Source organism: Ralstonia chuxiongensis, assembly GCF_024158925.1.
Classification (GTDB): Bacteria; Pseudomonadota; Gammaproteobacteria; order Burkholderiales; family Burkholderiaceae; genus Ralstonia; species Ralstonia chuxiongensis.
This window is the reverse complement of the sequence record NZ_JAMYWC010000005.1, coordinates 129,729-152,307: the sequence shown is the minus strand read 5'-3', so window position 1 is coordinate 152,307 and position 22,579 is coordinate 129,729. Positions and strand designations below refer to the sequence as shown.

Below are 22,579 nucleotides of genomic sequence, written 5' to 3'. Positions count from 1 at the left end.
TACAATAGCCCGCGTTTCTGGTCCTTTCCCAGCCCGTTGCAATGTCCAAATCGCCGACCACCCCGAAAGCTGATCTGCCGCAATCCGCAGCCAATGAAGACGCAGGCAAGGGCGGGCCGATCGTGTCTTCGTCGCATCTGGTGTCGGCGCGCAGCCCGGAGCTGTCGGAGTTCGAGTTTGCGCTCAACACCGCCTACAACGCCTACAACCGCTGGTGCGTGCGCTGCATGGCAGCCGCCGGCGTGCGCGACCTGACCTTCCTCGATGTGCTGGTGGTGCACCACGTCAACCACCGCGGCCGCGCCAAGCGTCTGGCCGACATCTGCTTCGTGCTCAACGTGGAAGACACCCACCTTGTGACGTATTCCCTCAAGAAGCTGCAGGGAATGGAACTGGTGGAGGGCACGCGCAACGGCAAGGAAGTCACGTACACCACCACCGAAGCCGGAGAAAAGGCCTGCGCCCGCTACCGCGAGATCCGCGAGCAGTGCCTGACCAGCAATATTTCGCCCAGCGGCGAGGAAAATGCCGAGATTGGCGAGCTGGCGCGCCTGCTGCGGGTGCTGACGGGCCTGTACGAGCAGGCCGCACGGTCCGCCACGTCGCTGTAAAACGGGCGTTTGCAGTCGGTTGCAGCCGAGGCAGCGCCATTTTCGGCCGATTTGAGGGTCGGTAACGAGGGCAGGGCAAGGTACAATAGCGGTTTCCCCGCGCACGCCGGGAACTCCTCCTTCCAGCTACTGCCTGCCTTGCCCACCATGGCGCATTTCTCGTGCTTTCCCGGCGCTCTCGCGCTGTCCGCCTTCCGTCAGCAACGCCTGCTTTCCACCCTCAAGCGCATCGATCCCGATATCGATGCCGTCAGTGCCCAATACCTGCATTTCGTGGCCGCCGACACGCCGCTGTCGGCCGATGAATCTGCCCGTGTGCAAGCGCTGCTGACCTACGGTTCGCCCGCTCCGGCCGATGTCGAGGGCGACCGCTTTGTGGTCATCCCGCGCTTCGGCACGATCTCGCCTTGGGCCAGCAAGGCGACGGAAATTGCCCGCCACTGCGCACTGCCGCAAATTCACCGCATCGAGCGCGGCGTGGAATTTACCGTCACGTGCAAGAAGGGCCTCATCCGCAGCCTGACCGGTGCCGCCAAGCACCTGGACGACGCCACCCGCGCCGCCGTGGCCGAGCACTTGCACGACCGCATGACGGAAACCGTGATCGACACGCGCGAAGCCGGCTATGGCCTGTTCGACGTGTTGCCCGCTAAAGCATTGCGCTTTGTGGACATTGGCGGCGGCCATGATGCTGGACGTCGTGCGCTGGAAGCCGCCAACGTCGAGATGGGCCTGGCCCTGTCCGATGATGAAATCGACTACCTGGTCGACGCCTACCGCAAGCTCGAACGTAACCCGACCGACGTCGAGCTGATGATGTTCGCGCAGGCCAACAGCGAGCACTGCCGCCACAAGATCTTCAACGCCGACTGGACCATCGACGGCCAGACGCAGGACAAGTCGCTCTTCGCGATGATCCGCAACACGCACCAGCTCGCGCCGCAGGGCACGATCGTCGCGTATTCGGACAACGCCGCCGTGATGGAAGGCGGCATGGCCGAGCGCTGGTTCCCGCACGCAGGCACGGAAGGCACGACGGGCGTGCCGCAATACGGCCGCCGCGAAGCGCTCACGCACACGCTGATGAAGGTGGAGACGCACAACCACCCGACCGCCATCTCGCCGTTCCCGGGCGCGTCGACCGGCGCCGGCGGTGAAATCCGCGACGAAGGTGCAACGGGCCGCGGCGCCAAGCCCAAGGCGGGCTTGACCGGCTTTACCGTGTCGAACCTGCTGCTGCCGGAAGCGGTGCAATCGTGGGAAAACGCCCGCGATACGGCGCAGCCCGTGGCACACCGCAACCCGAATGAAGCCGCACCTGGCCCGGTCGGCAAGCCTGACCGCATCGCCTCGCCGCTGCAGATCATGATCGAAGGTCCGATCGGCGGTGCTGCGTTCAACAACGAATTCGGTCGTCCCAACCTGGGCGGCTATTTCCGCGTCTACGAGCAGAACGTTGGCGGCACCGTGCGCGGCTATCACAAACCGATCATGATTGCTGGCGGCATCGGCAATATCGACGCTGGGCACACGCACAAGCACGGCCTGCCGGCCGGTACGCTGCTGATCCAGCTGGGCGGCCCCGGCATGCGCATCGGCATGGGCGGCGGCGCTGCCAGCTCGATGGCCACTGGCACCAATACCGCTGACCTGGACTTTGATTCGGTCCAACGCGGCAACCCCGAAATGCAGCGCCGCGCGCAGGAAGTCATCAACGCGTGCTGGGCACTGGGCGAAGACAACCCGATTCTGTCGATCCACGACGTGGGCGCGGGCGGCATCTCCAACGCTTTCCCGGAAATCGTCGACGGCGCCGAGAAGGGCGCGCGCTTCGACCTGCGCCAGGTGCATTTGGAAGAATCCGGCCTCAGCCCGGCAGAAATCTGGTGCAACGAATCGCAAGAGCGCTACACGTTGGCGATTGCCCCCGGCGATTTCCCGCGCTTCCAGGCCATGTGCGAGCGCGAGCGCGCGCCGTTCTCGGTGGTCGGTTTCGCCACGGATGAACAGCAACTGCAAGTCGTCGACAGCGACACTGCACCCGATGTCGCAGAGCACTTCCCCGTCAACATGCCGATGGACGTGCTGCTCGGCAAGCCGCCGCGCATGCACCGTGACGTGCACCGCGTCGCGCAGGAATTCCCGGAAGTCGATGTCACCGGCCTGGACCTGGAAGTCGTCGCGCGCGACGTGCTGCGCCACCCGACCGTTGCCAGCAAGTCGTTCCTCATCACCATTGGCGACCGCACCGTTGGCGGCCTGAACACGCGCGACCAGATGGTCGGCCCGTGGCAGGTGCCGGTGGCCGACGTGGCCGTCACCACGCTGGACTACAAAGGCTACGCCGGCGAGGCGATGACGATGGGCGAGCGTACGCCGCTGGCCGTCATCAACGCGCCCGCATCGGGCCGCATGGCCATCGGCGAGTCCATCACGAACATCGCCGCTGCACCCATCGACTCGCTCACGCAACTGAAGCTGTCGGCCAACTGGATGGCCGCCTGCGGCGTGAACGGTGAAGACGCCCGCTTGTACGACACCGTCAAGGCCGTCGGCATGGAGCTGTGCCCGGCGCTGGGCATCAGCATTCCGGTGGGCAAGGACTCGTTGTCGATGCGCACCAAGTGGGAAGACGAGGGCGCTGCCAAGGAAGTCGTGGCGCCCGTGTCGCTCATCGTCTCGGCGTTCGCGCCGGTGACGGACGTGCGCAAGACGCTCACGCCGCAGCTCAAGCAGGTTGAATCGGCCAACGCGCCGGCCGACACCACGCTGATCCTGATCGACCTGGGCCGCGGCAAGAACCGCATGGGCGGCAGCATCCTGGCGCAGGTCACGGAGCAGATCGGCAACAGCGTGCCCGACGTGGACGACGCCGAAGACCTCAAGCGCTTCTTTGCTGCCATCCAGCAACTGAACGCGAGCGGCTCGCTGCTGGCGTACCACGACCGATCGGACGGCGGCCTGTGGGCGACTGTCTGCGAAATGGCGTTTGCGGGCCACTGCGGCGTGTCGATCAACGTCGACATGCTCACGCTGGACGACGCAGCCGACCATGGCGACGCCAAGAACTGGGCGCAGCAAGTCTCCGGCCGCCGTGCCGACCTGACGCTGCGTGCGCTGTTTGCCGAAGAGCTTGGCGCCGTCATCCAGGTGCCCCTGGCTCAGCGCGACGCTGTGTTCGCGGTGCTGCGCGAGCACGGCCTGGCCGGCTGCAGCCACGTGATTGGCGCGCCCAACGCCAACGACCACATCGAAATCTGGCGCGACGCCAAGAAGGTGTTCAGCGCGCAGCGCACGGAACTGCAACGCACGTGGACGGACGTCTCCTGGCGCATCGCCAGCCTGCGCGACAACCCCGAGTGCACGCAGAGCGAGTACGACCGCATTCTCGACGCGCAAGACCCGGGCATCTCGCCCAAGCTCACGTTCGACATTGCGGAAGACGTGGCCGCACCGTTCATCGCCACGGGTGCCCGCCCGCGCATGGCGATCCTGCGCGAGCAGGGCGTGAACTCGCAGATCGAAATGGCCTACGCGATGGACAAGGCCGGGTTCGACACTTACGACGTCCACATGAGCGATCTGCTGGCAGGCCGCACCACGCTCGCCGGCTTCAAGGGCTTCGTCGCCTGCGGCGGCTTCAGCTACGGCGACGTGCTGGGCGCGGGTGAAGGCTGGGCGAAGACGATTCTCTTCAACAGCATGCTGGCCGAGCAGTTTGCGGCGTTCTTCAACCGCGCCGATTCGATCGCCCTTGGCGTGTGCAACGGCTGCCAGATGATGGCGAACCTCGCCCCGATCATCCCGGGCGCCGGCGCATGGCCGAAGTTCACGCGTAACCAGTCGGAGCAGTACGAAGGCCGGCTGGTGACCGTGCAGGTCGAAGCATCCCCGTCGATCTTCTACGCGGGCATGGAAGGCAGCCGCATTCCCATCGTGGTTGCGCACGGCGAAGGCTATGCCGATTTCTCGCAGCAGGGCGACATTGGCAAGGTGGCCGTTGGCCTGCGCTACGTCGACAACCGCGGCGAAGTCACGCAGACGTATCCGCTGAACCCGAACGGATCGCCGCAGGGCATTGCCTCGGTGACGACGCATGACGGCCGTTTCACCGCGCTGATGCCGCACCCGGAACGCGTATTCCGTGCCGTGCAGATGAGCTGGCATCCGAAGGAATGGGAAACCGCCGGCGACGGCAGCAGCCCGTGGATGCGGATGTTCCGCAATGCGCGGAAGTGGATGGGCTGACCTGTCTGCTGCACCAGAAAAAAACGCGCCGGGGTGACTCGGCGCGTTTTTTTTTGCCCTTGGCGAGGGCAGCAGACCTGGCACAGCAGGGCTTACCAATGGCCAGGGCAATATTTCCTAGGCAAGTGTTATATTTCGCGCGCATGCGCCCCCATCAATAAGTCGAAAAAAGACGGTATCCACCGGACGGCGCGCCAGAGAACAACAAACAAAAATGGGTCGATTGCGCCGCGGTCCTGCCTCTCAGTGGCCAGCGCCCGACCCATGGGTCTATGCAACGAGGGGTCAACATGAACCGGGTCTATCGGCTGGTCTGGAGCCGCACCTTGCGTGCTCCGCAAGTGGTATCCGAACTTACGAGGGCGTCGCACGGGGGCGTTGACGCCAGCCACGACACGGCGCCCGCGCGTCGGCGCGCATCCATCATTTCAATCGGGGTGTCACTCGGTCTGGCCGGCGCGGCGCTGCCGGGTTGGGCCGCGACCTGTTCGTCGAGCACGATCGCAAACTGCAGCGCTGCTGGCGGTAACGGTATCCCGAACCGCAGCGGCAATGGTGGCAGCGGCAACGGCGGTGGCGGCGGTGGGTCCGCTCTGGGTGGCGGCACCTCCACCGTCCAGGTTCCGGGCGGGCCGACTTCCGGCGGAACGGGCGGTACTGGTGCCGCGAACGACAGTGGCCAAGGCGGCCCCGGAGGAGCCCCCGATGTGGTGCTCGCTGGTGATGCCGTGATCAACGCGAACGCGCAGGGCGGGGCTGGCCAGGGCTTCGATGGATTCAATTTCGCGGGGGGCGGCGGAGGCGGAGGCGCCGGCGTGTATTCCACCGGCACCAGCGTCACTGTCAACGGCGGCGTGACCGTGCAAGGCGGAACCGGCGGAAATGGCGGTGCCGGCACATCGGGGTCGGCCTCCAACGGCGGTGGCGGCGGCGGTGGCGGCGCAGCGTTTGTCATGGTGACGCCGGCTGCCGACGTGAACAACCAAGGCACGCTGGTGGGCGGCAATGGCGGTAACGGAGGTGGCGGCGGAAACCCGGGCGGCGGAGGCGGAGGCGGCGACGGTTTGCTGACCTTGGGTTCCGGCACTCAGGTGACCAACATTGGGACGATCGTGGGCGGTGTAGGCGGTGCCAGTGGTGGCGGCGGCAGCACGGCCGGGACCAGCGGCGCGGGCGTCAATCTGGCTGCCGGGTTCAACGTGCTTTCCAACGTCGGCACGATCACTGGCGGGGCCGGCAATGGCGGTGCCGCGGGCGCGGGCGTCATTTCCAACGGTGACGTCATCGTCAATGGCGGCACCATCAGCGGTGGGCTGTACAGCGACGGTGTCACGCGGGCGGCTGCCATCCAGTTCAACGGGGCGAACAACACGCTGCAACTGCTGACGGGTTCCAACATCATCGGCAACCTCGACGTGGCGGCGGGGGCAGCAGCCAAGATCACGGCTGGCAGTGCAGGCCTTGCGCTGTCCAACAACGTCACGCTGGGCGACGCCACGTCGCGCGTCACGCTCGATGCGACCACGACGAACCTCGTGGTGTCTGGCGTCATCTCGGGCGCGGGCAGTGCGGCCGTTACCGGCAGCCGAACGATCACGCTGACAGGCAATAACACCTATACGGGCGCTACCACCATCACCACTGGCACGCTCGCGCTGTCCGGTGCCGGAAGCATTGCGGCGTCCTCGGGCGTGGTCAACAACGGCACCTTCGATATCTCTGCGACGACGTCTGGCGCCACCATCAGTGCGCTGACAGGCTCCGGCGCAGTCGCCCTGGGTGGTCAGACGCTGACCTTGTCCAACGCCGCCGGCACGTTCAGCGGCGTTATCGGCGGCGCAGGTGGGCTGACGGTGGCGGGTGGCACGCAAACGCTGTCGAACACAAACGTCTTTACCGGCGCAACGACCATCAACGCGGGCACGCTAGCACTATCGGGTGCAGGCAGCATTGCGACCTCCGGCGGGGTGGTCAACAACGGCACGTTTGATATTTCTGGGACGACGTCCGGCGCCACCATCAGCACCCTGACGGGCTCTGGTGCAGTCGTGCTGGGCGGCCGGACGCTGACTTTGGCGAATGCGGTCGGGACGTTCAGCGGTGCGATCGGCGGTACGGGCGGCCTCACTGTTAGCGGCGGAACACAAACGCTGTCGGGCGCGAACAGATTTGCTGGTGCGACGACGATCAACGCCGGCACGCTGGCGCTCTCGGGTGCCGGCAGCATTGCCGCGTCCTCGGGCGTGGTCAACAACGGCACGTTCGATATCTCGGCGACGACCTCGGGCGCTACCATCAACGCCCTGACAGGCACGGGCGCCGTCGCCCTGGGTGGCCAGACGCTGACCTTGGCGAATGCAGCGGGTACGTTCAGTGGCGCGATCGGCGGGACGGGCGGCCTCACGGTCGGCGGTGGCACGCAAACGCTGTCGGCAGCGAATGGGTTCTCCGGGGCAACAACCATCAATGCAGGGACACTCGCGCTGTCAGGTGCCGGCAGCATTGCTGCGTCCTCGGGCGTGGTCAACACCGGCACGTTTGACATCTCCGGTACGACGTCCGGCGCAACCATCAATGCCCTGACGGGCTCCGGCGCAGTCGCCCTGGGCGGCCGGACGTTGACCTTGGCGAATGCCTCTGGCACGTTCAGTGGCGCCATTGGCGGTACGGGCGGCCTCACGCTGGATGGCGGCACACAAACGCTGTCCGGCGTGAATACGTATAGCGGGGCCACGACCGTCAACGCCGGCACGCTGGCGTTGTCGGGTGCTGGCCGCCTGGCGTCGGTTACGACCGTCGCGCTCGCAGGGGCAACGTCGGCACTCGATCTGTCTGCTGGTGTGAACCAGACCGTGGCGCATCTCTCCGGCGTCACGGGTAGCCGCGTGGTGCTGGGCGGCGCGCTCACGCTGGCTGACGACTCATCCCAAACCTTCAGCGGCAGCCTGAGCGGCAACGGCTCGTTGATCAAGCAGGGCACGGGCACGCTCACGCTCAATGGCGTTAGCAGCGGCTTCGCCGGGTCGACCACGGTAGCGGGCGGCACGCTGGCGGTCGGCGATGCGGCAAACGCCAGCGCCGTGCTTGGCGGCAATGTCCTGGTGAACGCGCTTGGCACCCTGCGCGGCCATGGCACGGTTTCCGGCGATATCAGCAGCAGCGGGGTGGTCGCGCCGGGCGGCTCCATCGGAACGCTCTCAGTGGGCGGCAATTACACGCAAGGCTCGACTGGTGCGCTCGCCATCGAAGTCAGCCCGACGGAGGCATCGCAACTGCGTGTGGGCGGTGCTGCAGCGCTTGGCGGCTCGCTCGCCATCATGTTCGATCCGGGTACCTATACCGCCCGCCGCTACACCGTCCTGAGCGCAGCCAGTGGCCTGACAGGGCGCTTCGCAAACGTCAGCACAGCAACGGCGGGAGCCAACCTCGGCACGCTGCAGACATCGGTGGACTACGGAACGAATACGGTCGACGTGCTGCTCGCTGAAGCAACAGGGCCCGGCACCCCCGGCAGCCCGACCGTCGTGGCGCCAACAAAGACCTCCATCTATACGGCGCTGGGTACGACAGCACTGCTGCAGGCACAGGGCGTCAACTCAACGCTGCTCGGCCGGTTGTTGGGGCCGCAGGATGCCCCGGGCGGCTCCAACGATGTGTGGGTCACGGCCAGCGGTTCCAGCACAAAGGTGGGCGGTACGGGCAATGCGCCGGGCTTCCTCACGCACGCCTATGGCTTCCTCGCGGGCGCGGAGGGCCGCCTTGGCGCTGCCACCGTGGGCGCGGCGGGCGGCTACACGCACACCACACTGGGCGAAGACACCACCGGCGCATCGGGCGCCATCGACACCCTGCGCGTTGCGCTTTACGGGGCGCAGCCGATGGGCGCCGTCAACCTCTCGGCCACGGTCGGCTACGGGCTCGATTTCTTCTCGCAGAAGCGGCCGTTTGGCAGCGTTGGTACTGCCGAGGGCGATCATCTGGCGCACGAATTCACCGCCGCCACGCAAGCCAGCTTGCCGATGGAAGCAGGCGGCATCCGGCTCGCGCCGCATGTGGGCCTCCGATATGCCTACGTGCGCGGCAGCGGCTTCGGCGAGAACGGCGCCAACGGCCAGAACCTACAAGTCGGCCCGGACAGCGCGCACAGTCTCCAACCGTATGTGGGCGTCACGCTCGACAAGGCGTTCGGCGATGCCGTGCGCCCCGTCAACGTGCAACTTCGCGTGGGCTACGCGCACGAGCTGATGAACGCCGGCCGCGTCGTCCAGGTCCAGAGCCAGGACGGCACCGTGTTCGCCGCCCCTGGCACCGACCTGCCGCGTTCGTTCCTGACCACTGGGGCGAGCGTCACGCTGCAGGCTGCCAAGGCAACCACGGTGTCCTTGGGCGTTGATGCCACCATCAACACGAGCCATGTGTCTGCGCAGTCCGCCTACGTGCGGGTCAACCACAGGTTCTGACGGAACAGGGCGTGCCGATGCGCACGCTGCGCCGATCGACGAATAACGCGCCAGGGCAACTCGGCGCGTTTTTTTTGCTGAACCACGCGTGTCCGGCATGTTGACCTGCATCAATGGCAAAAACGGCCTGACGCCTAGATTTCCGTAGAGAGGGCGCTGTAGCAGCCAAAGCCGGCAGAGCAACAGAGCAGCAGAACGCGGGGCGCATCCATGGAGACGCAAATGAAGACGATTCGCACACTTGCTTCCACGCTTGTCGTGGCCGGCCTAACGGTTGCTGCAGGAAGCATCCACGCGCAGACGCTCGAGAAGATCGCGGCGGCAGACAAGATCACGGTTGGCTATCGTGAAGCGGCGGTTCCGTTCAGCTACTTGCTAGGCCCGAACAAGGCCGTGGGATTCTCCGTCGATCTGACGCAAGCCATCGTCGACGATGTGCGCGCCCGGTTGAAAAAGCCGTCTCTCCAGGTCGACGCGATTCCGGTCACTGGCACGAACCGGATTCCGTTGCTGGTCAATGGCACTTACGACCTCGAATGCGGATCGACCACCAACACCAGCGCGCGGGGCAAGGAGGTGGCCTTCTCCATCAACTTCTTCTACGCGGGAACGCGCCTTTTGACCAAGCGCGATTCGGGCATCAAGAACTACACGGACTTGGCGAACAAGACCGTCGCCAGCACTGCAGGCAGCACGAACGAAAAAGTGCTGAAGAAATTTGCCGTCGACCACAACATCGACGTCCAGATCATCTCCGGCAAGGACTATGCAGACGGGCTGAAGCTGGTCGAAACCGGCCGAGCGTCGGCATTGGCGCTGGATGACGTGCTGCTATACGGCCTGCGTGCCAATTCTGCGAATCCGGCGGCGCTGGAAGTTGTGGCGGAAACCCTGCAGGTTGAGCCGTACGCCTGCATGGTCCGCAAGGACGACCCCGCCTTCAAGCGGCTCGTGGATGCAACCATCAAACGCCTCATGAAATCCGGCGAATTCACAGCGCTGTACAAGAAATGGTTCGAGTCGCCCATCCCACCCGCCGGTGCAAACCTCGACATGCCGATGAGCGACGCGCTGCGCGCCAATCTGAAGAAGCGCAGCGACAAACCGGCACAGTGACTATCGCCCGCTCGATGCCGTTTCCAGGTACGGCGCCAACAGCTCTGCCATCCAGTTCATGAACACCTGCGCCCGCACCGGCAGATTCCGCCGGTTCGGGTACACCAGTGACACCGGCATCGGCGGCGGCCGAAAGTCGGGCATCACCTCCACCAGCGTGCCGTCCGCAATCGCCGATGACAGCCCCGCATACACCGGTGCCTGGATCATCCCCAGCCCCGCGCGGCACGCCGCGTCGTAGCTCTCCGCCGAGCTGACGGTCACCGCGCCCTTCATCGGGCGGAACGCGGAGCGGCCATCCACCGTGTATTCCCACCCCGGCGACTTCGTGCCTAACGTCTGCACGTAATGGACGATGCGATGGTGGTCGAGGTCTTCGAGCGTTTTCGGCATGCCATAGCGTGCGATGTAACTGGGGCTCGCGCAGTTGACCTGATGCAGCTGGCCGAGCGGGCGCGCGATGAGGCTGCTGTCGGTCAGGTTGCCGATGCGCAATACGCAGTCGAAGCCTTCACGCACTGGGTCCACGCGGCGGTCGGTGCTGGAGAGTTCGATTTCCAGCTCAGGGTGCGCGTCGAGCAGCGCGGGCAGGGCGGGAATGACGATGCGGCGTGCGACACCGACGGGCATGTCGACGCGCAACCGGCCGCGCAGCGCCTGCGGGCTCTGGCGGAACATCGTCTGCAGCTCGTCCATGTCGGCCAGCAGGTCCTGGCAGCGCTCGTAAAAGGTCTGGCCGTCTTGCGTGAGCTGTACCTTGCGGGTGGTCCGGTGCAGCAGCCGCGTGCCGAGCATCGTCTCCAGCTGCTGCACCGCCACCGAGGCGGCCGGCTTGGGAATACTCAGCGCTTCCGCCGCACGCGTGAAGCTGGCAAGTTCAGCCACGCGCACAAAAATCTGCATGGCTTCGAGTCGGTTGGTGGACATGGCGGACGGGTGGATTGTTATCTGTGGGCAAACACAGCGATAGGATAAGCGAGATTTATTCTTTGTTTGTCGCCCAATACCATGCTCTCACGGTGTTCGACACCCATCCCAAACCCAACCGGAGAGCAGACATGACACAGACCCACACCCCCATCGCGATCATCACCGGCGGCAGCCGCGGCCTTGGCAAGAACATGGTGCAGAAGCTGGCCCAGCGCGGCACCGACGTCATCTTTACGTACCGCAGCAACCGTGCTGAAGCCGATGCCCTCGTCGCTGAACTGACTGCCCAGGGCCGCCGCGCCGCCGCCTTGCAGCTCGACGCCGGCAAGATCGCAACGTTCCCCGCCTTTGCTGATGCCGTGCGTGGTGTGCTGGCGCAGTGGAAGGCCGAGCGCTTCGACTTCCTGGTCAACAACGCTGGCGTTGGCGTGCATGCCGCGGTGGCGGAAACCACCGAAGCCCAGTTCGACGAACTGATGAACGTGCACTTCAAAGGCGTGTTCTTCCTCACGCAGATCCTGCTGCCGCTCATGGCCGACGGCGGCCGCATCGTCAATATCTCGTCGGGGCTGGCGCGTTTTGCGATGCCGGGCTACGGCGCGTATGCGGCGATGAAGGGCGCGGTGGAGGTGCTCACGCGTTATCTGGCCAAGGAACTCGGGCCGCGCGGCATTGCCGTGAACGTGGTGGCACCGGGCGCAATCGAGACGGACTTTGGCGGCGGTGCAGTGCGCGACAACGTGAGCCTCAATGCGATGGTGGCTTCCAATACGGCGCTGGGGCGCGCGGGCGTGCCGGATGACATTGGCGGCGTGGTGGCCTCGCTGCTGTCGCCGGATAACCGGTGGATCAATGCGCAGCGCATCGAGGCTTCGGGCGGGATGTTCCTGTAAGCGGCGCGCCTCCCCGCGCATGGGGTTCAGAACGCCAACTGTGGAGTTCTGAACTCCATGCGTCGAGCTCTGAGCTCGGGACGTCGAGCAAAAAGCTCCATGCGTCGAGCTCCGAGCTCGGGACGCCGAGCAAAAAGCTCCGTGTGTCGAGCTCCGAGCTTGGGGCGCCGAGCAAAAAGCTCCATGCGTCGAGCTCTGAGCTCGGGACGCCGAGCAAAAAGCTCCGCGTGTTGAGTTCGGAATTGGGAGCTTGGGGGCTTGATGCTTGACGCGGCGGTTCATCGCCTGTTTCACCCCCTGCCGGGGGCGACTCACTTTCTTTGTCTTGCCAAAGAAAGTAAGCAAAGAAAGGCGCGCCCGAGATGGCGACTTCCCCTTGGATTTTTGTAACCGGGCGGAGACGGGGAAAACTCGCTGCGCTCAGACAGTTCCCCGTCTTTCTTCCGCCCGCTTACAAAAATCCAAGGCGCCATCAAGGGCAGGAACGTCAACGGCCACACCGTCGGTGTGCTGACCTGAGTGGCTCTGGATTGTGTTGTTGTTGCTGGCTTTGCTTCGCGTGGTGTTGTTGGTGCCTGCTGCACTGGTGATCGATGGTTTGGCCTTTGACTTTCCTGCCCTATGCGGCGCCTTGAATTTCTGTTGCAAGGAGGAAAAAGGAAGGGAAACTGTTTGAGCGCAGCGAGTTTTTCCCTTCCCCTCCTTGCGACATAAATTCAAGGAATCTGTCGCCGCTTCGGGCGCGCCTTTCTTTGCTTACTTTCTTTGGCAAGACAAAGAAAGTGAGTCAGCCCCGGCAGGGGATGAAACAGGGGATGCACCACAAGAAACAAACGCCGGCCAGAAGCCCAAACAACCAAAAACCGAAAAAAACTTACGCCACCGCCTTAGCCGCAGCCCGCCCCCGCAGCCACTCAAACGTCAGCAGCAGACCCGTCGAGAACACAATCAGAATCGTCGCCAGCGCCGCAATCGTCGGCGAGATGTTCTCGCGAATACCGGTGAACATCTGACGCGGCAGCGTCACCTGATCCGCCCCCGCAAGGAAGAGCGTGACCACCACTTCATCAAACGAAGTGGCAAACGCAAACAGCGCCCCGGAAATCACGCCCGGTGCAATCACCGGCAGGGTGATGCGGAAGAACGTCATGACCGGGTTGGCGCCCAGCGACAGGCTCGCCCGCACGAGGTTGTGGTTGAACCCTTGCAGCGTCGCCAGCACCGTCGTCACCACAAACGGCACGCCCAGCGCCGCATGCGCGAGGATCAGCCCGATATACGTGTTGGCCAGGCCCAGCGGCGCGAAGAACAGATACATGCCCACGCCGACCACCACCACCGGCACGATCATCGGCGACACCAGCACTGCCATCAGCAAGCCCTTGCCACGGAAGTCGGCCTTGTTTAGACCAATGGCGGCCAGCGTGCCGAGCACCGTTGCGACGATCGTGGCGGCGGGCGCGACGATGAAGCTGTTCTTGGCGGCCATACGCCACTCATCCGACGTGACGAGGTTTTGATACCAGCGCAGCGAATAGCTCGGGATCGGGTACGAGAGGAACGTGCTCGACGAGAACGACAGCGGCACGATCACCAGCACCGGCAGCACAAGATAGAGCAACGTCAGCACAGCCAGGCCGCGCAGCGTGAAGTACCAGATGCGCTCAGTGAGCGAGGTGTGCGGGGCAAACATCGGTTTGGCGAGTTTCATGGTCGATGTTCTCCGTTAGCCGACACGAACCTTGGGCCGCGTAAAGCGCCCGTACACCGCGTACAGCACGAGCGTGGCCAGCAAGAGCAGGGCGCCCAGCGCGCAGGCCATGCCCCAGTTGATGGTGACGTTGGTGAAGTAGGCCACGTAATAGCTGACCATCTGATCGTTCGGGCCGCCCAATAGCGCCGGCGTGATGTAGTAGCCCAGCGCGAGGATGAATACCAGCAGCGCACCGGCGCCGATGCCCGGATACGTCTGCGGCACATACACACGCCAGAACGCGGCAAACGGATGGCTGCCCAGCGACACCGCAGCGCGCTGGTATGTGGGCGGAATCGACTTCATCACGCTGTACAGCGGCAGGATCATGAACGGCAGCAGGATGTGCGTCATCGAGATGTACACGCCCACGCGGTTGAACAGCAGCGCAAGCGGCTCCTTGATGATGCCGAGGTCCATCAGCCCGTGGTTGATGAGGCCTTCGGTCTGCAGCAGCACGATCCAAGCCGCCACGCGCACGAGGATGGACGTCCAGAACGGGATCAGCACCATCACCATGACCAGATTGGCACGGCGCTCCGGCAGCGAGGCGATCCAGTACGACAGCGGGTAGCCCAGCAGCAGTGCGAACAACGTGACCATCGCGCTGATGACGAAGGTGCGGATGAACACCGTCACGTAGATCTGCTCGTCGGGGTCGGTCGCTTCAATATGGCCGAAGGCATCTTGCCGGTGGTCCAGCGCGGCCAGCAGATAGAACGGCGACGTGCGGCTGCTGTTCTTGGCGATGGCCTGCCAGTACGTGACATCGCCCCAGCGGTCGTCGAGTTCGAGGAGCTTGGCGCGGGTCTGGCCGGGCGTCAGCGTCAATGCCTTGCCTTGGTCATCAGCCAGCGGCATGGCGCGCGCCGTCTTGGCGACCAGCGAGCGGAAGCCCGGAATTTCAGTGTTGAGGCGGCGAGCCAGTGCGCCCATCGCTTCACCTTCGCTCACGATCGTGAGGTCTGCGGCAAGCGCGGCGTAGGCGGCGTCGGCCGGCGGGCTCTTGCGGTCCCAGTCTTTGAGGGCGATGACCGTCTTGGGCAGCGCATCGGCCACCTCGGGGTTCTGCACGGCGCGCGTGAGCAGGGCGCCGATCGGCACGACAAAGATGAGCAGCAGGAAGATGGCGAGCGGCGCCACCAGCGCCAGCGCCATGGCACGCCTGCGCGCCTCAGCGCTCTTCAACTCGCGTTTGAGTTTGGCCGTCGAATCAGGAACCGATTCAGCCGCGATCGTCATGGTGTTCAATGCTGCCTCGCCATCGCTACGGGAATTCGTCCGCGCGGTTGCCTTGCCAAGCCGGCAGGGCACCGCGCGGTCACTGCGTTACACCGCTATGCGGTTACTTCGAAGCCCACGAGGCGAAGCGCTGTTCCAGCTCGTCGCCGTGGTCGGTCCAGAATTGCAGGTTCTGCAGCACGGCGTTCTTGGCGTTCTCCGGCGAGTTCGGCATGTTGGCCTGCGTCTTCGCGTCGAGCGCCTTGATGGCCGCTACGTTGGCCGGGCCGTAGGCGATGTGCTTGGCGTACTCCTGCTGCGGTTTCTGCGACAGCGTGTAAGCGATGTACTGCTCGGCCAGCGCCTTGTTGGGCGTGCCCTTGGGGATGGCCCAGTAGTCCAGGTCGTAGATGCTGCCGTTCCAGACCACCTTCAGGTTCTTGCCTTCGCGCTGGGCGGCGTCGATGCGGCCGTTGAACGCGGTGGACATCACCACGTCACCCGCCACCAGGAACTGCGGCGGCTGCGCGCCAGCTTCCCACCACTGGATGTTCGCCTTGAGCTGGTCGAGCTTCTTGAACGCGCGGTTCTGGCCGTCCTTGGTGGCGAGCACCTTGTAGACGTCCTTGACCGGCACGCCGTCAGCCATCAGCGCGAATTCCAGGTTGCCGCGCGCACCCTTGCGCATGCCGCGCTTGCCCGGGAATTTCTTCACGTCCCAGAAATCGGCCCAGCCGGTGGGGGCAGTCTTGAGCTTGTCGGCGTTGTACGCCATCGCGGTCGACCACACGAAGAAGCCCACGCCGCAGGCGCTCGGCGATTCGGGGATCAGATCGCTCTTCTTGGCGATCTTGCTCCAGTCGAGCTTCTCGAACAGGCCTTCATCGCAGCCGCGGCCGATGTCGCCCGATTCGACTTCCACCACGTCCCAGTTGACGTGCTTGGCTTCGACCATGGCCTTGATCTTGGCCTGCTCGCCGTTGTACTCGACCACGGTGACCTTGTTGCCGGTCTGCGCCTCAAACGGCTTGTTGAAGGCGGCCTTCTGCGCGTCGCCATTGGCGCCGCCGAAGTTGACGACGGTGATTTCCGCAGCATGCGCGCCGAATGCAATGGCGAACGCGCCGGCAAGCATGCTCAAACGCGTCTTTGCGATGTGTTTCATTCCTGGCTCCTCTTATTGGCGTGTGGGTACAACGTGTGGTCTTGGCATGCGGGCAGGGTTGCCCGCGTGCGTCATGCAAAAACGCGCAGGTGTTCGGGTGCGAACTCAAGCTGGATCGGTGCTCCCGGCGCGAAGCCTTCGAGCGCGCGCGTGCCCAGCGGCACCTTCACGAAACATTCAGGCTGATCAGGCAGGGCGCAGCGCATGCGCACGTGGTCGCCAAAGTAGACAAGGCCGCGTGTCTGGCCCAGCAGCGCATTGCCGGCAGCAGAGGTGCCCTCGGTCAGGCGCATGCGCTCGGGGCGGATGCAGCCGGTGGCGGTGGCGCCCACATTGGCGCCGGCGATATTGCGGCCCATGATGCGGGCGCCGTCGTTCAGTTGCAGTTCGCAGTAGTCGCCTTCGACGCGGGTGACGGTGCCGCGCAGCGTGTTGCTGTCGCCGATGAAGTTGGCGACGAACTCGTTGCAGGGGCGTTCGTAGAGGCTATCTACCGTGTCGAGCTGCTGCACGATGCCCTTGTCGAACACGGCCACGCGGTCGGACATGGTGAGCGCTTCGCCCTGATCGTGCGTCACGTAGACGAAGGTCACGCCGAGTTTTTCGTGCAGGGATTTCAGCTCGTACTGCATGTGTTCACGCAGTTGCTTGTCGAGTGCGCCCAGCGGTTCGTCCATCAGCACGAGCTTGGGTTCGAACACCAGCGCGCGCGCCAGTGCAATGCGCTGCTGCTGGCCGCCCGAGAGCTGCGCCGGGTAGCGCTTGGCAAAGCCTTCCATACGGACCATCTGCAGGGCCTTGTGCACGCGGTCTGCACGCTCGCTGGCGGGGATCTTGCGCACCGTCAGCGGGTATTCCACGTTCTGCGCCACCGTCAGGTGCGGAAACAGCGCGTAGTTCTGGAACACCATGCCGATGTTGCGCTTGTGCGGCGGCACGTTGTTGAGCAGGGCGCCTTCCAGGCGGATCTCGCCGCCGGTCGGAAATTCGAACCCGGCCAGCATCATCAGGCACGTGGTCTTGCCCGAGCCGGAGGGGCCGAGCAGGGTCAGGAACTCACCCTGGTAGATGTCCAGGTCCAGATGCTTGACCACGAGGGTCTCGCCGTCATACGTCTTGCGTACACCGCGAAAGCTGACGATCACGTCGTCGGTCTTCATTGCTGCCTCCTGCCGTTCTCCGATCCTTTCGGGTCGGTCAACATGCCGTGTTGTGACGAATTGTTGATGGACTATAGCGGCTCATTGTTCTGCAAAGTGGACCCAATCCTGGTTATTTGATGGAGCCATTTTTGGCGGCACCTCACGCGCGGCCTACGGGCGTGCGGCCCGTGGCACCACAATAGGGAAAACCCCGGATGCCTTGCCCGAGCAAGCTCGGCGGCCGATCGTGCAGTCGTGGCGACGTGTTTGAGTTTAGGTCGTATGCCAGCCCACGTGCGGCGGGCATAACAGAGCGCGGATGGAACCAATTTTGGCGGAACAGCGGGCCGCTCGGGGCGCGTGAAAATGGTGCGCCGCGTCGTCACGCAAATGGTGCACGGCGTTGGGGAGGTGTGTGGAGCGCTAGGAAGACAATGTTGTCGTGCAGCAACCTGCGTTCAGGCGGCCGGCTCTTCAGCCAATGCCAGCGCCAGGTAGACGCTTACGGTCAGGCCCCCACCGGGCGTTTCCGACAGCGCGACCGTGCCGCCGTGCAGGCGAGCGATCTCGCGCACGATCGCCAAACCCAGCCCGCTGCCGTCGTGGCCTTCCGATGCCGCACCGCGATAGAAGCGGCCGAATACCGCATCGCGCTCGGGCACGGCAATGCCGGGGCCATCGTCTTCCACTTGCAGCACGGCCTGCTCGCCGAGCATCGCCATCGCCTGCCGTTTGACTCGCAGCGTGACGCGCGCCCCATTTCCGGCGTAGAGGATGGCGTTGTCGAGCAGGTTGCCGATCAGTTCCTGCAGCCATTGCGGCTCGCCGGCCACCGTCACGGGTTCGCCCTCAAAGCCGAGATCGACGCCGGACTTGCGCGCGACGGGCGCCAGTTCCAGCGCGACATCCCCGGCCAGCGTGTCGAGGCGCAGCGGCTGGAGTTGCGGTGCGTAGCCGCTGTCGGTCTCCAGGCGGGACAGCGACAGCAGTTGCTGCACGCCCCTCGCAGCCTCCCGCACGGTGCCGTGCAGCGGCTCAAGATGGCGGCGGATGCGGTCTCCATCGGGTTCGCGCAGCGCGAGTTCAGACTGTGCCTGGATCACGGCCAGCGGCGTCTTCAATTGATGTGCGGCATCGGCAAAGAAGCGCTTGCGGGCGTGGACCATGCGCAGCAGGCGCGCCACATACTGATTGATGGCCTCGACCAGCGGAGCGACTTCCGCCGGCAAGCCCTGCTGCGGTAGCGGGGCAAGCTCATCGGTGCCGCGTCCGGCAACGGTCTCGCTCAGTTGGCGCAGCGGTCGCAGACCCCGCCTGATACCCAGCCAGACAATGCCGACCGCCAGCACCACCAGCAGGCCCTCTTGCTGGAGCGAGCCCGCCAGGATCTCGTGCGCCAGCGCCTCGCGCGGCTCCAGGGTCTCGCCTACCAATAGCCACACGAGCTGAATCTGGGCAGACTGGGCGTCGCGCACCGGCACGGCCTGCGCGGCCAGGCGCACGGGCATGCCCTGGAATTGGCTGTCGTAAAAGACGGAGCGATATGGCGCCGGCCGCCGCCCGGTTGGCATGGGCAGGTCGTCATAACCGGTCAGCGTCTTGCCGTTGGCATCGGTCAGGCGATAGAAGACGCTGCTGCCGGTTTCCGATTGGAGAACGTCCAGCGCGAGGTAAGGCAAGTCGATGGCGAACTGCTTGTCGCGAAGGCGCACGCCCTCGCGCATGGCCTTGAGCGACGCTTCGAGCGTACGGTCGAACGCGGCGTTTGCAGCCGTCATGGCCCGCGCATACGTGAGCCACGCGTCGAGCGCGAGCAGCCCCATGAGCGGTAGCAGCAGCCAGAACGAAAGCTGCCGGCGCAGGGTGGGCGGGCTCATCGGCCTGCGTTCGCCGGCGTGCTGGGCGTGGCTTCCAGCAGATAGCCGAGCCCGCGCAGCATGACGATGGCCACGCCGCTGCCGTCGAGCTTCTTGCGCAGGCGGTGCACGTAGATCTCGATGGCATCGGCGTTGACCGATTCATTGATGCTGAAGATTTTTTCCGAGATGGCGGCTTTGTTGACAGCGCGGCCATCGCGCAGCATCAGCACCTCGAGCACGGCACGCTCGCGACCGGTGAGGGCGAGCAGTTCGCCATGAAGCGTGAAGGCGCCGCTGATGCCGTCGTAGTGCAGCGGGCCGCATTGCAGCTGCGTGCTTTCGTGGCCGTGGCTGCGTCGGATGAGCGCTCGGGCGCGGGCCTCCACTTCGGTCAGGTCGAACGGTTTCGCAAGGTAATCGTCAGCCCCGAGGTTCAGGCCGCGCACGCGCTCTTCCACGGCGCCGTGTGCGGTCAGGATCATCACCGGCAGCGGGTTCTTGCGCGCGCGCAGGCGGCGCAGCACTTCCAGCCCGTCCATGCGCGGCAGACCAATGTCGAGAATGGCGAGCGCGTAGTCCTGCGTGGTGAGCAGCAAGTCGGCCGCGTGGCCGTCATGCACGCAATCGACCGTGAAGCCGGCCTGGCTCAGGGCTTCTTCCAGCGTGCTGGCCAGCTTCAGGTTGTCTTCCACCAACAGGATGCGCATATCGGACGTCTCTCAATCAGCCGCAGAGGAATACAGACATCGCCGCATGTTTTGAAGCTAGGGAAACCCCCGAGAACGCCGCGACACACTGCGCCAATTTCCCGCCAATCGAAAGTGAACTGAAAGTGCGCCCCTCATACGATCCGTCCCGCCCAAAGCCCCTGTGACTGGGGCTCTTGCGCAAGGACAACGAATAAGGGAGACCTGATGAACAAGACTTCGATGGCGCTGGCAGTGGTTGCGCTTGCCACCGCCACCACGGCCGGCACGGCCGCCGCACAATCCTCCAACGTGACCCTGTACGGGATCATGGATTCGGGTATCGAGTATGTGAACCACGCCGGCCCGAACGGCGGCAGCGCCACGCGCCTCGTCTCGGGCGGCAAGAACACGTCGCGCTGGGGCATGCGCGGCACGGAAGACCTGGGCGGTGGCTTGAAGGCCCTGTTCAACCTGGAAAGCGGCATCGCCATCGACACCGGCAAGCTCGACACCGACAACACGCTGTTCGACCGCCGCGCCGTGGTCGGTCTGGCTGGCGGTTTCGGGCAGGTGGTGGCAGGTCGCACGTTCACGACCACGTACGACTTCATGCTGCCGTACGACCCGATGGGCTACGCGCCGAACTACTCGTGGGCCACGTCGTCCACGGCAACGGGCGATCGCAAGGACGGCCTGTTCTCGCGCGCCTCCAACGCCGTGCGCTATGACGGCAAGTTTGGCGGTCTGAAGCTGGGTGCCACCGTGGGCTTTGGCGAGGCGGCCGGCAACTTCAAGAGCAGCTCCAAGTACGACCTGGGCGTCGGCTACAGCGTGGGCGGCTTCTCGGCCGCAGTCACGTGGGATCGTCAGAACGGCGCAGGCACGAGCACCACGCCGGCAGACACGACCGATTACATCCAGGGCATTCACGCTGGTGCCAGCTACGACTTCGGTGCACTGAAGCTGTTTGCGGGCTATCGCAACTACAAGCGCGCCTTTACCACGGCCGCCGCCAGCCTGCGCAGCGATATGTACTGGGCGGGCGCCAGCTACGACGTAACGCCGGCCTTCACGCTGTACGGCGCGGTGTACAAGCAGAACATCAAGGACGGCACGGATGCCGATCCGATCCTGTTCTCTGTGCGCGGCCAGTACGCGCTGTCCAAGCGCACCACGGCGTACCTGTCTGCCGGTTATGCCAAGGCCAAGAACGGCCAGAACGTGAGCCTGTCGCGCGACGTGATCGGCTACGCCAACAACCAGGTTGGCGTGACGATGGGCCTGCAGCACCGCTTCTGATCGGCCGATCGACCGATCGCTGTAACGAACACGGGCACCTTCGGGTGCCCGTTTTGTTGGATCGGCGCGCTGTTCAGCAGGCTATCAGTCGAGCGCCGGGCGGGATTTCAGCATCCGCCGCACGTCTTTGAAATCGTCAAAGGCGGCAAGGTCTTGCTCGATATTGCGGACGTGTTGGCGGAGCGTAGCAATGTCGATGTCGAGCTTTTGCAAAACGGCGTCCGGCGGCAGCGCCCCGAACTGCTGATACCCGTACGTGTACCGAAACGTCGTCTCGACGCGATGGATTTGCCGGTCCAGCTCGCGCACCTGGTCTTTCAGGATCTGGTTGTAATGCGTCAGCCGCGCTTCGCTGATGTGGTTGATTGAACGCTGGTCGATGTGTTCAAGCTCAAGCTGCAACTCCAGCAGTTGCAGGAGGTTGTTCTTGTCGTAAGCCTCGTTGACGCGCTGCATGAGCCGGGTCTTCCGGTCCCGCTCCTGCGGATCGGTTTCCCGGTCGGGGTGCAGGGCGCTGGCGAGCTTGCGATAGACCTCGCGGATGGACAGGCTGATCTTCGCCTGTTCGTCTTCTTCCCGTGCTTCTGCGGTAAGTTGCTTGGGAGATTTCTGCCGGGCGGCCCGGCGGGCTTCACGCTTGCTTGCGGCGGCGGCCTTTTTCTCGGCGCGTTGCTCCATGTGAGCGCGGGCACGTTGCAGCAGCGCTTCCTCTGAATGGTCATCCGCGTCGTCGCCCAGGTCGACGCCGAGTGCCGCTTCCAGCCTCGACTTCATCTCTGCGGCTTGCAGCGCGGCTTCGCGGTCGAAGTCTGTGTCGCTGTATTTGTTGTAAAGCGCCTTGAGGCTGGTGTCTTCATCAATCAGATCGCGCGCCAGATCGACGATGAGGGCGGATATCTTGCGGCGCTCGGCTTTGGTAAAGCCGTCGTGCTCATAGACCTGGTCGAGGCTGCGCACAAGGCGGATCTGCAGCTCGGCGCGGGTTCGCTCCAGCGGCAGGAACTCGCTGGCATATCGACGCTGGAACTGAACGGTGGCCGCCTCCCAATCAGCCAGCCGCTTACGCCGATTCTCAATTTGCTTGATCAGCGCGTTGAATGCTCTCTGGCCCTTCGACAGCGTTGGCGCGTCGTCCGCGTGCTGATTGGGCGCAATGCTGATGGCTGGGCGGTGTGCCTTGGTCATGGAGCGGA

General features: G+C 64.6%; 14 protein-coding genes. 6 read left to right on the top strand and 8 right to left on the bottom strand.

Annotated elements, in window-relative coordinates:
* Nucleotides 1-41 precede the first annotated feature (41 nt).
* From NKG59_RS17805 to NKG59_RS17790, 4 genes are all read left to right on the top strand, one after another.
* Complete coding sequence (locus tag NKG59_RS17805) at nt 42-611, top strand: winged helix DNA-binding protein (RefSeq protein WP_009238068.1); 570 nt, start codon at nt 42-44, stop codon at nt 609-611.
* 147 nt (nt 612-758) lie between these two features.
* Nucleotides 759-4,859, top strand: coding sequence for a phosphoribosylformylglycinamidine synthase (gene purL, locus NKG59_RS17800; RefSeq protein ID WP_253539552.1), 4,101 nt, complete (start codon nt 759-761; stop codon nt 4,857-4,859).
* A 290-nt stretch (nt 4,860-5,149) separates the two neighbouring features.
* Nucleotides 5,150-9,319, top strand: coding sequence for an autotransporter domain-containing protein (locus NKG59_RS17795; RefSeq protein WP_253539549.1), 4,170 nt, complete (start codon nt 5,150-5,152; stop codon nt 9,317-9,319).
* A gap of 222 nt (nt 9,320-9,541) precedes the next feature.
* Complete coding sequence (locus NKG59_RS17790) at nt 9,542-10,435, top strand: transporter substrate-binding domain-containing protein (RefSeq protein ID WP_253539546.1); 894 nt, start codon at nt 9,542-9,544, stop codon at nt 10,433-10,435.
* Here NKG59_RS17790 and NKG59_RS17785 read toward each other — a convergent pair whose 3' ends face one another.
* Nucleotides 10,436-11,362: a LysR family transcriptional regulator gene (locus NKG59_RS17785; RefSeq protein ID WP_253539541.1), complete on the bottom strand. Its 927-nt coding sequence runs from the start codon at nt 11,360-11,362 to the stop codon at nt 10,436-10,438.
* A gap of 131 nt (nt 11,363-11,493) precedes the next feature.
* On the opposite strand from NKG59_RS17785, the gene NKG59_RS17780 reads away from it, so the two are divergent.
* Nucleotides 11,494-12,258, top strand: coding sequence for an SDR family NAD(P)-dependent oxidoreductase (locus NKG59_RS17780; RefSeq protein WP_253539539.1), 765 nt, complete (start codon nt 11,494-11,496; stop codon nt 12,256-12,258).
* 874 nt (nt 12,259-13,132) lie between these two features.
* On the opposite strand, the gene NKG59_RS17775 is transcribed toward NKG59_RS17780, so the two are convergent.
* The 6 genes from NKG59_RS17775 to NKG59_RS17750 form a co-directional block, all read right to left on the bottom strand.
* On the bottom strand, nt 13,133-13,969 hold the full coding sequence (locus NKG59_RS17775) for an ABC transporter permease (protein WP_045206296.1): 837 nt from the start codon (nt 13,967-13,969) through the stop codon (nt 13,133-13,135).
* Between the two features lie 15 nt (nt 13,970-13,984).
* The gene (locus NKG59_RS17770; protein ID WP_045206412.1) at nt 13,985-15,253 is read right to left on the bottom strand and encodes an ABC transporter permease; all 1,269 of its coding nucleotides are present in this window, start codon (nt 15,251-15,253) and stop codon (nt 13,985-13,987) included.
* Nucleotides 15,254-15,356: 103 nt separating this feature from the next.
* Nucleotides 15,357-16,397 (bottom strand): ABC transporter substrate-binding protein, encoded by a 1,041-nt coding sequence (locus NKG59_RS17765; RefSeq protein ID WP_253539536.1) that lies wholly within the window; start codon nt 16,395-16,397, stop codon nt 15,357-15,359.
* 71 nt (nt 16,398-16,468) lie between these two features.
* Nucleotides 16,469-17,557: an ABC transporter ATP-binding protein gene (locus NKG59_RS17760; protein ID WP_253539532.1), complete on the bottom strand. Its 1,089-nt coding sequence runs from the start codon at nt 17,555-17,557 to the stop codon at nt 16,469-16,471.
* A gap of 440 nt (nt 17,558-17,997) precedes the next feature.
* Entirely contained in the window at nt 17,998-19,416 is a 1,419-nt protein-coding gene (locus NKG59_RS17755) for a sensor histidine kinase (protein WP_253539528.1), read from the bottom strand.
* Entirely contained in the window at nt 19,413-20,105 is a 693-nt protein-coding gene (locus NKG59_RS17750; RefSeq protein ID WP_024975617.1) for a response regulator, read from the bottom strand. Before NKG59_RS17750 ends, NKG59_RS17755 begins: the two co-directional genes overlap by 4 nt.
* A 207-nt stretch (nt 20,106-20,312) precedes the next feature.
* Here NKG59_RS17750 and NKG59_RS17745 point away from each other — a divergent pair, with 207 nt between their 5' ends.
* Nucleotides 20,313-21,386 carry a porin gene (locus tag NKG59_RS17745; protein WP_253539525.1) on the top strand — a complete coding sequence of 358 codons (1,074 nt, stop codon included), beginning with the start codon at nt 20,313-20,315 and terminating at the stop codon, nt 21,384-21,386.
* A gap of 84 nt (nt 21,387-21,470) precedes the next feature.
* Here the strand turns inward: NKG59_RS17745 and NKG59_RS17740 are convergent, their stop codons facing one another.
* Nucleotides 21,471-22,571, bottom strand: coding sequence for a J domain-containing protein (locus NKG59_RS17740; RefSeq protein ID WP_253539510.1), 1,101 nt, complete (start codon nt 22,569-22,571; stop codon nt 21,471-21,473).
* Nucleotides 22,572-22,579 lie beyond the last annotated feature (8 nt).

Coding starts and splice junctions, on each gene's coding strand:
- purL (WP_253539552.1), top strand. CDS start 759: ATGGCGCATTTCTCGTGCTTTCCCGGCGCTCTCGCGCTGTCCGCCTTC.
- NKG59_RS17765 (WP_253539536.1), bottom strand. CDS start 16,397: ATGAAACACATCGCAAAGACGCGTTTGAGCATGCTTGCCGGCGCGTTC.
- NKG59_RS17785 (WP_253539541.1), bottom strand. CDS start 11,362: ATGTCCACCAACCGACTCGAAGCCATGCAGATTTTTGTGCGCGTGGCT.
- NKG59_RS17745 (WP_253539525.1), top strand. CDS start 20,313: ATGAACAAGACTTCGATGGCGCTGGCAGTGGTTGCGCTTGCCACCGCC.
- NKG59_RS17805 (WP_009238068.1), top strand. CDS start 42: ATGTCCAAATCGCCGACCACCCCGAAAGCTGATCTGCCGCAATCCGCA.
- NKG59_RS17755 (WP_253539528.1), bottom strand. CDS start 19,416: ATGAGCCCGCCCACCCTGCGCCGGCAGCTTTCGTTCTGGCTGCTGCTA.
- NKG59_RS17775 (WP_045206296.1), bottom strand. CDS start 13,969: ATGAAACTCGCCAAACCGATGTTTGCCCCGCACACCTCGCTCACTGAG.
- NKG59_RS17770 (WP_045206412.1), bottom strand. CDS start 15,253: ATGACGATCGCGGCTGAATCGGTTCCTGATTCGACGGCCAAACTCAAA.
- NKG59_RS17740 (WP_253539510.1), bottom strand. CDS start 22,571: ATGACCAAGGCACACCGCCCAGCCATCAGCATTGCGCCCAATCAGCAC.
- NKG59_RS17790 (WP_253539546.1), top strand. CDS start 9,542: ATGAAGACGATTCGCACACTTGCTTCCACGCTTGTCGTGGCCGGCCTA.
- NKG59_RS17795 (WP_253539549.1), top strand. CDS start 5,150: ATGAACCGGGTCTATCGGCTGGTCTGGAGCCGCACCTTGCGTGCTCCG.
- NKG59_RS17780 (WP_253539539.1), top strand. CDS start 11,494: ATGACACAGACCCACACCCCCATCGCGATCATCACCGGCGGCAGCCGC.
- NKG59_RS17750 (WP_024975617.1), bottom strand. CDS start 20,105: ATGCGCATCCTGTTGGTGGAAGACAACCTGAAGCTGGCCAGCACGCTG.
- NKG59_RS17760 (WP_253539532.1), bottom strand. CDS start 17,557: ATGAAGACCGACGACGTGATCGTCAGCTTTCGCGGTGTACGCAAGACG.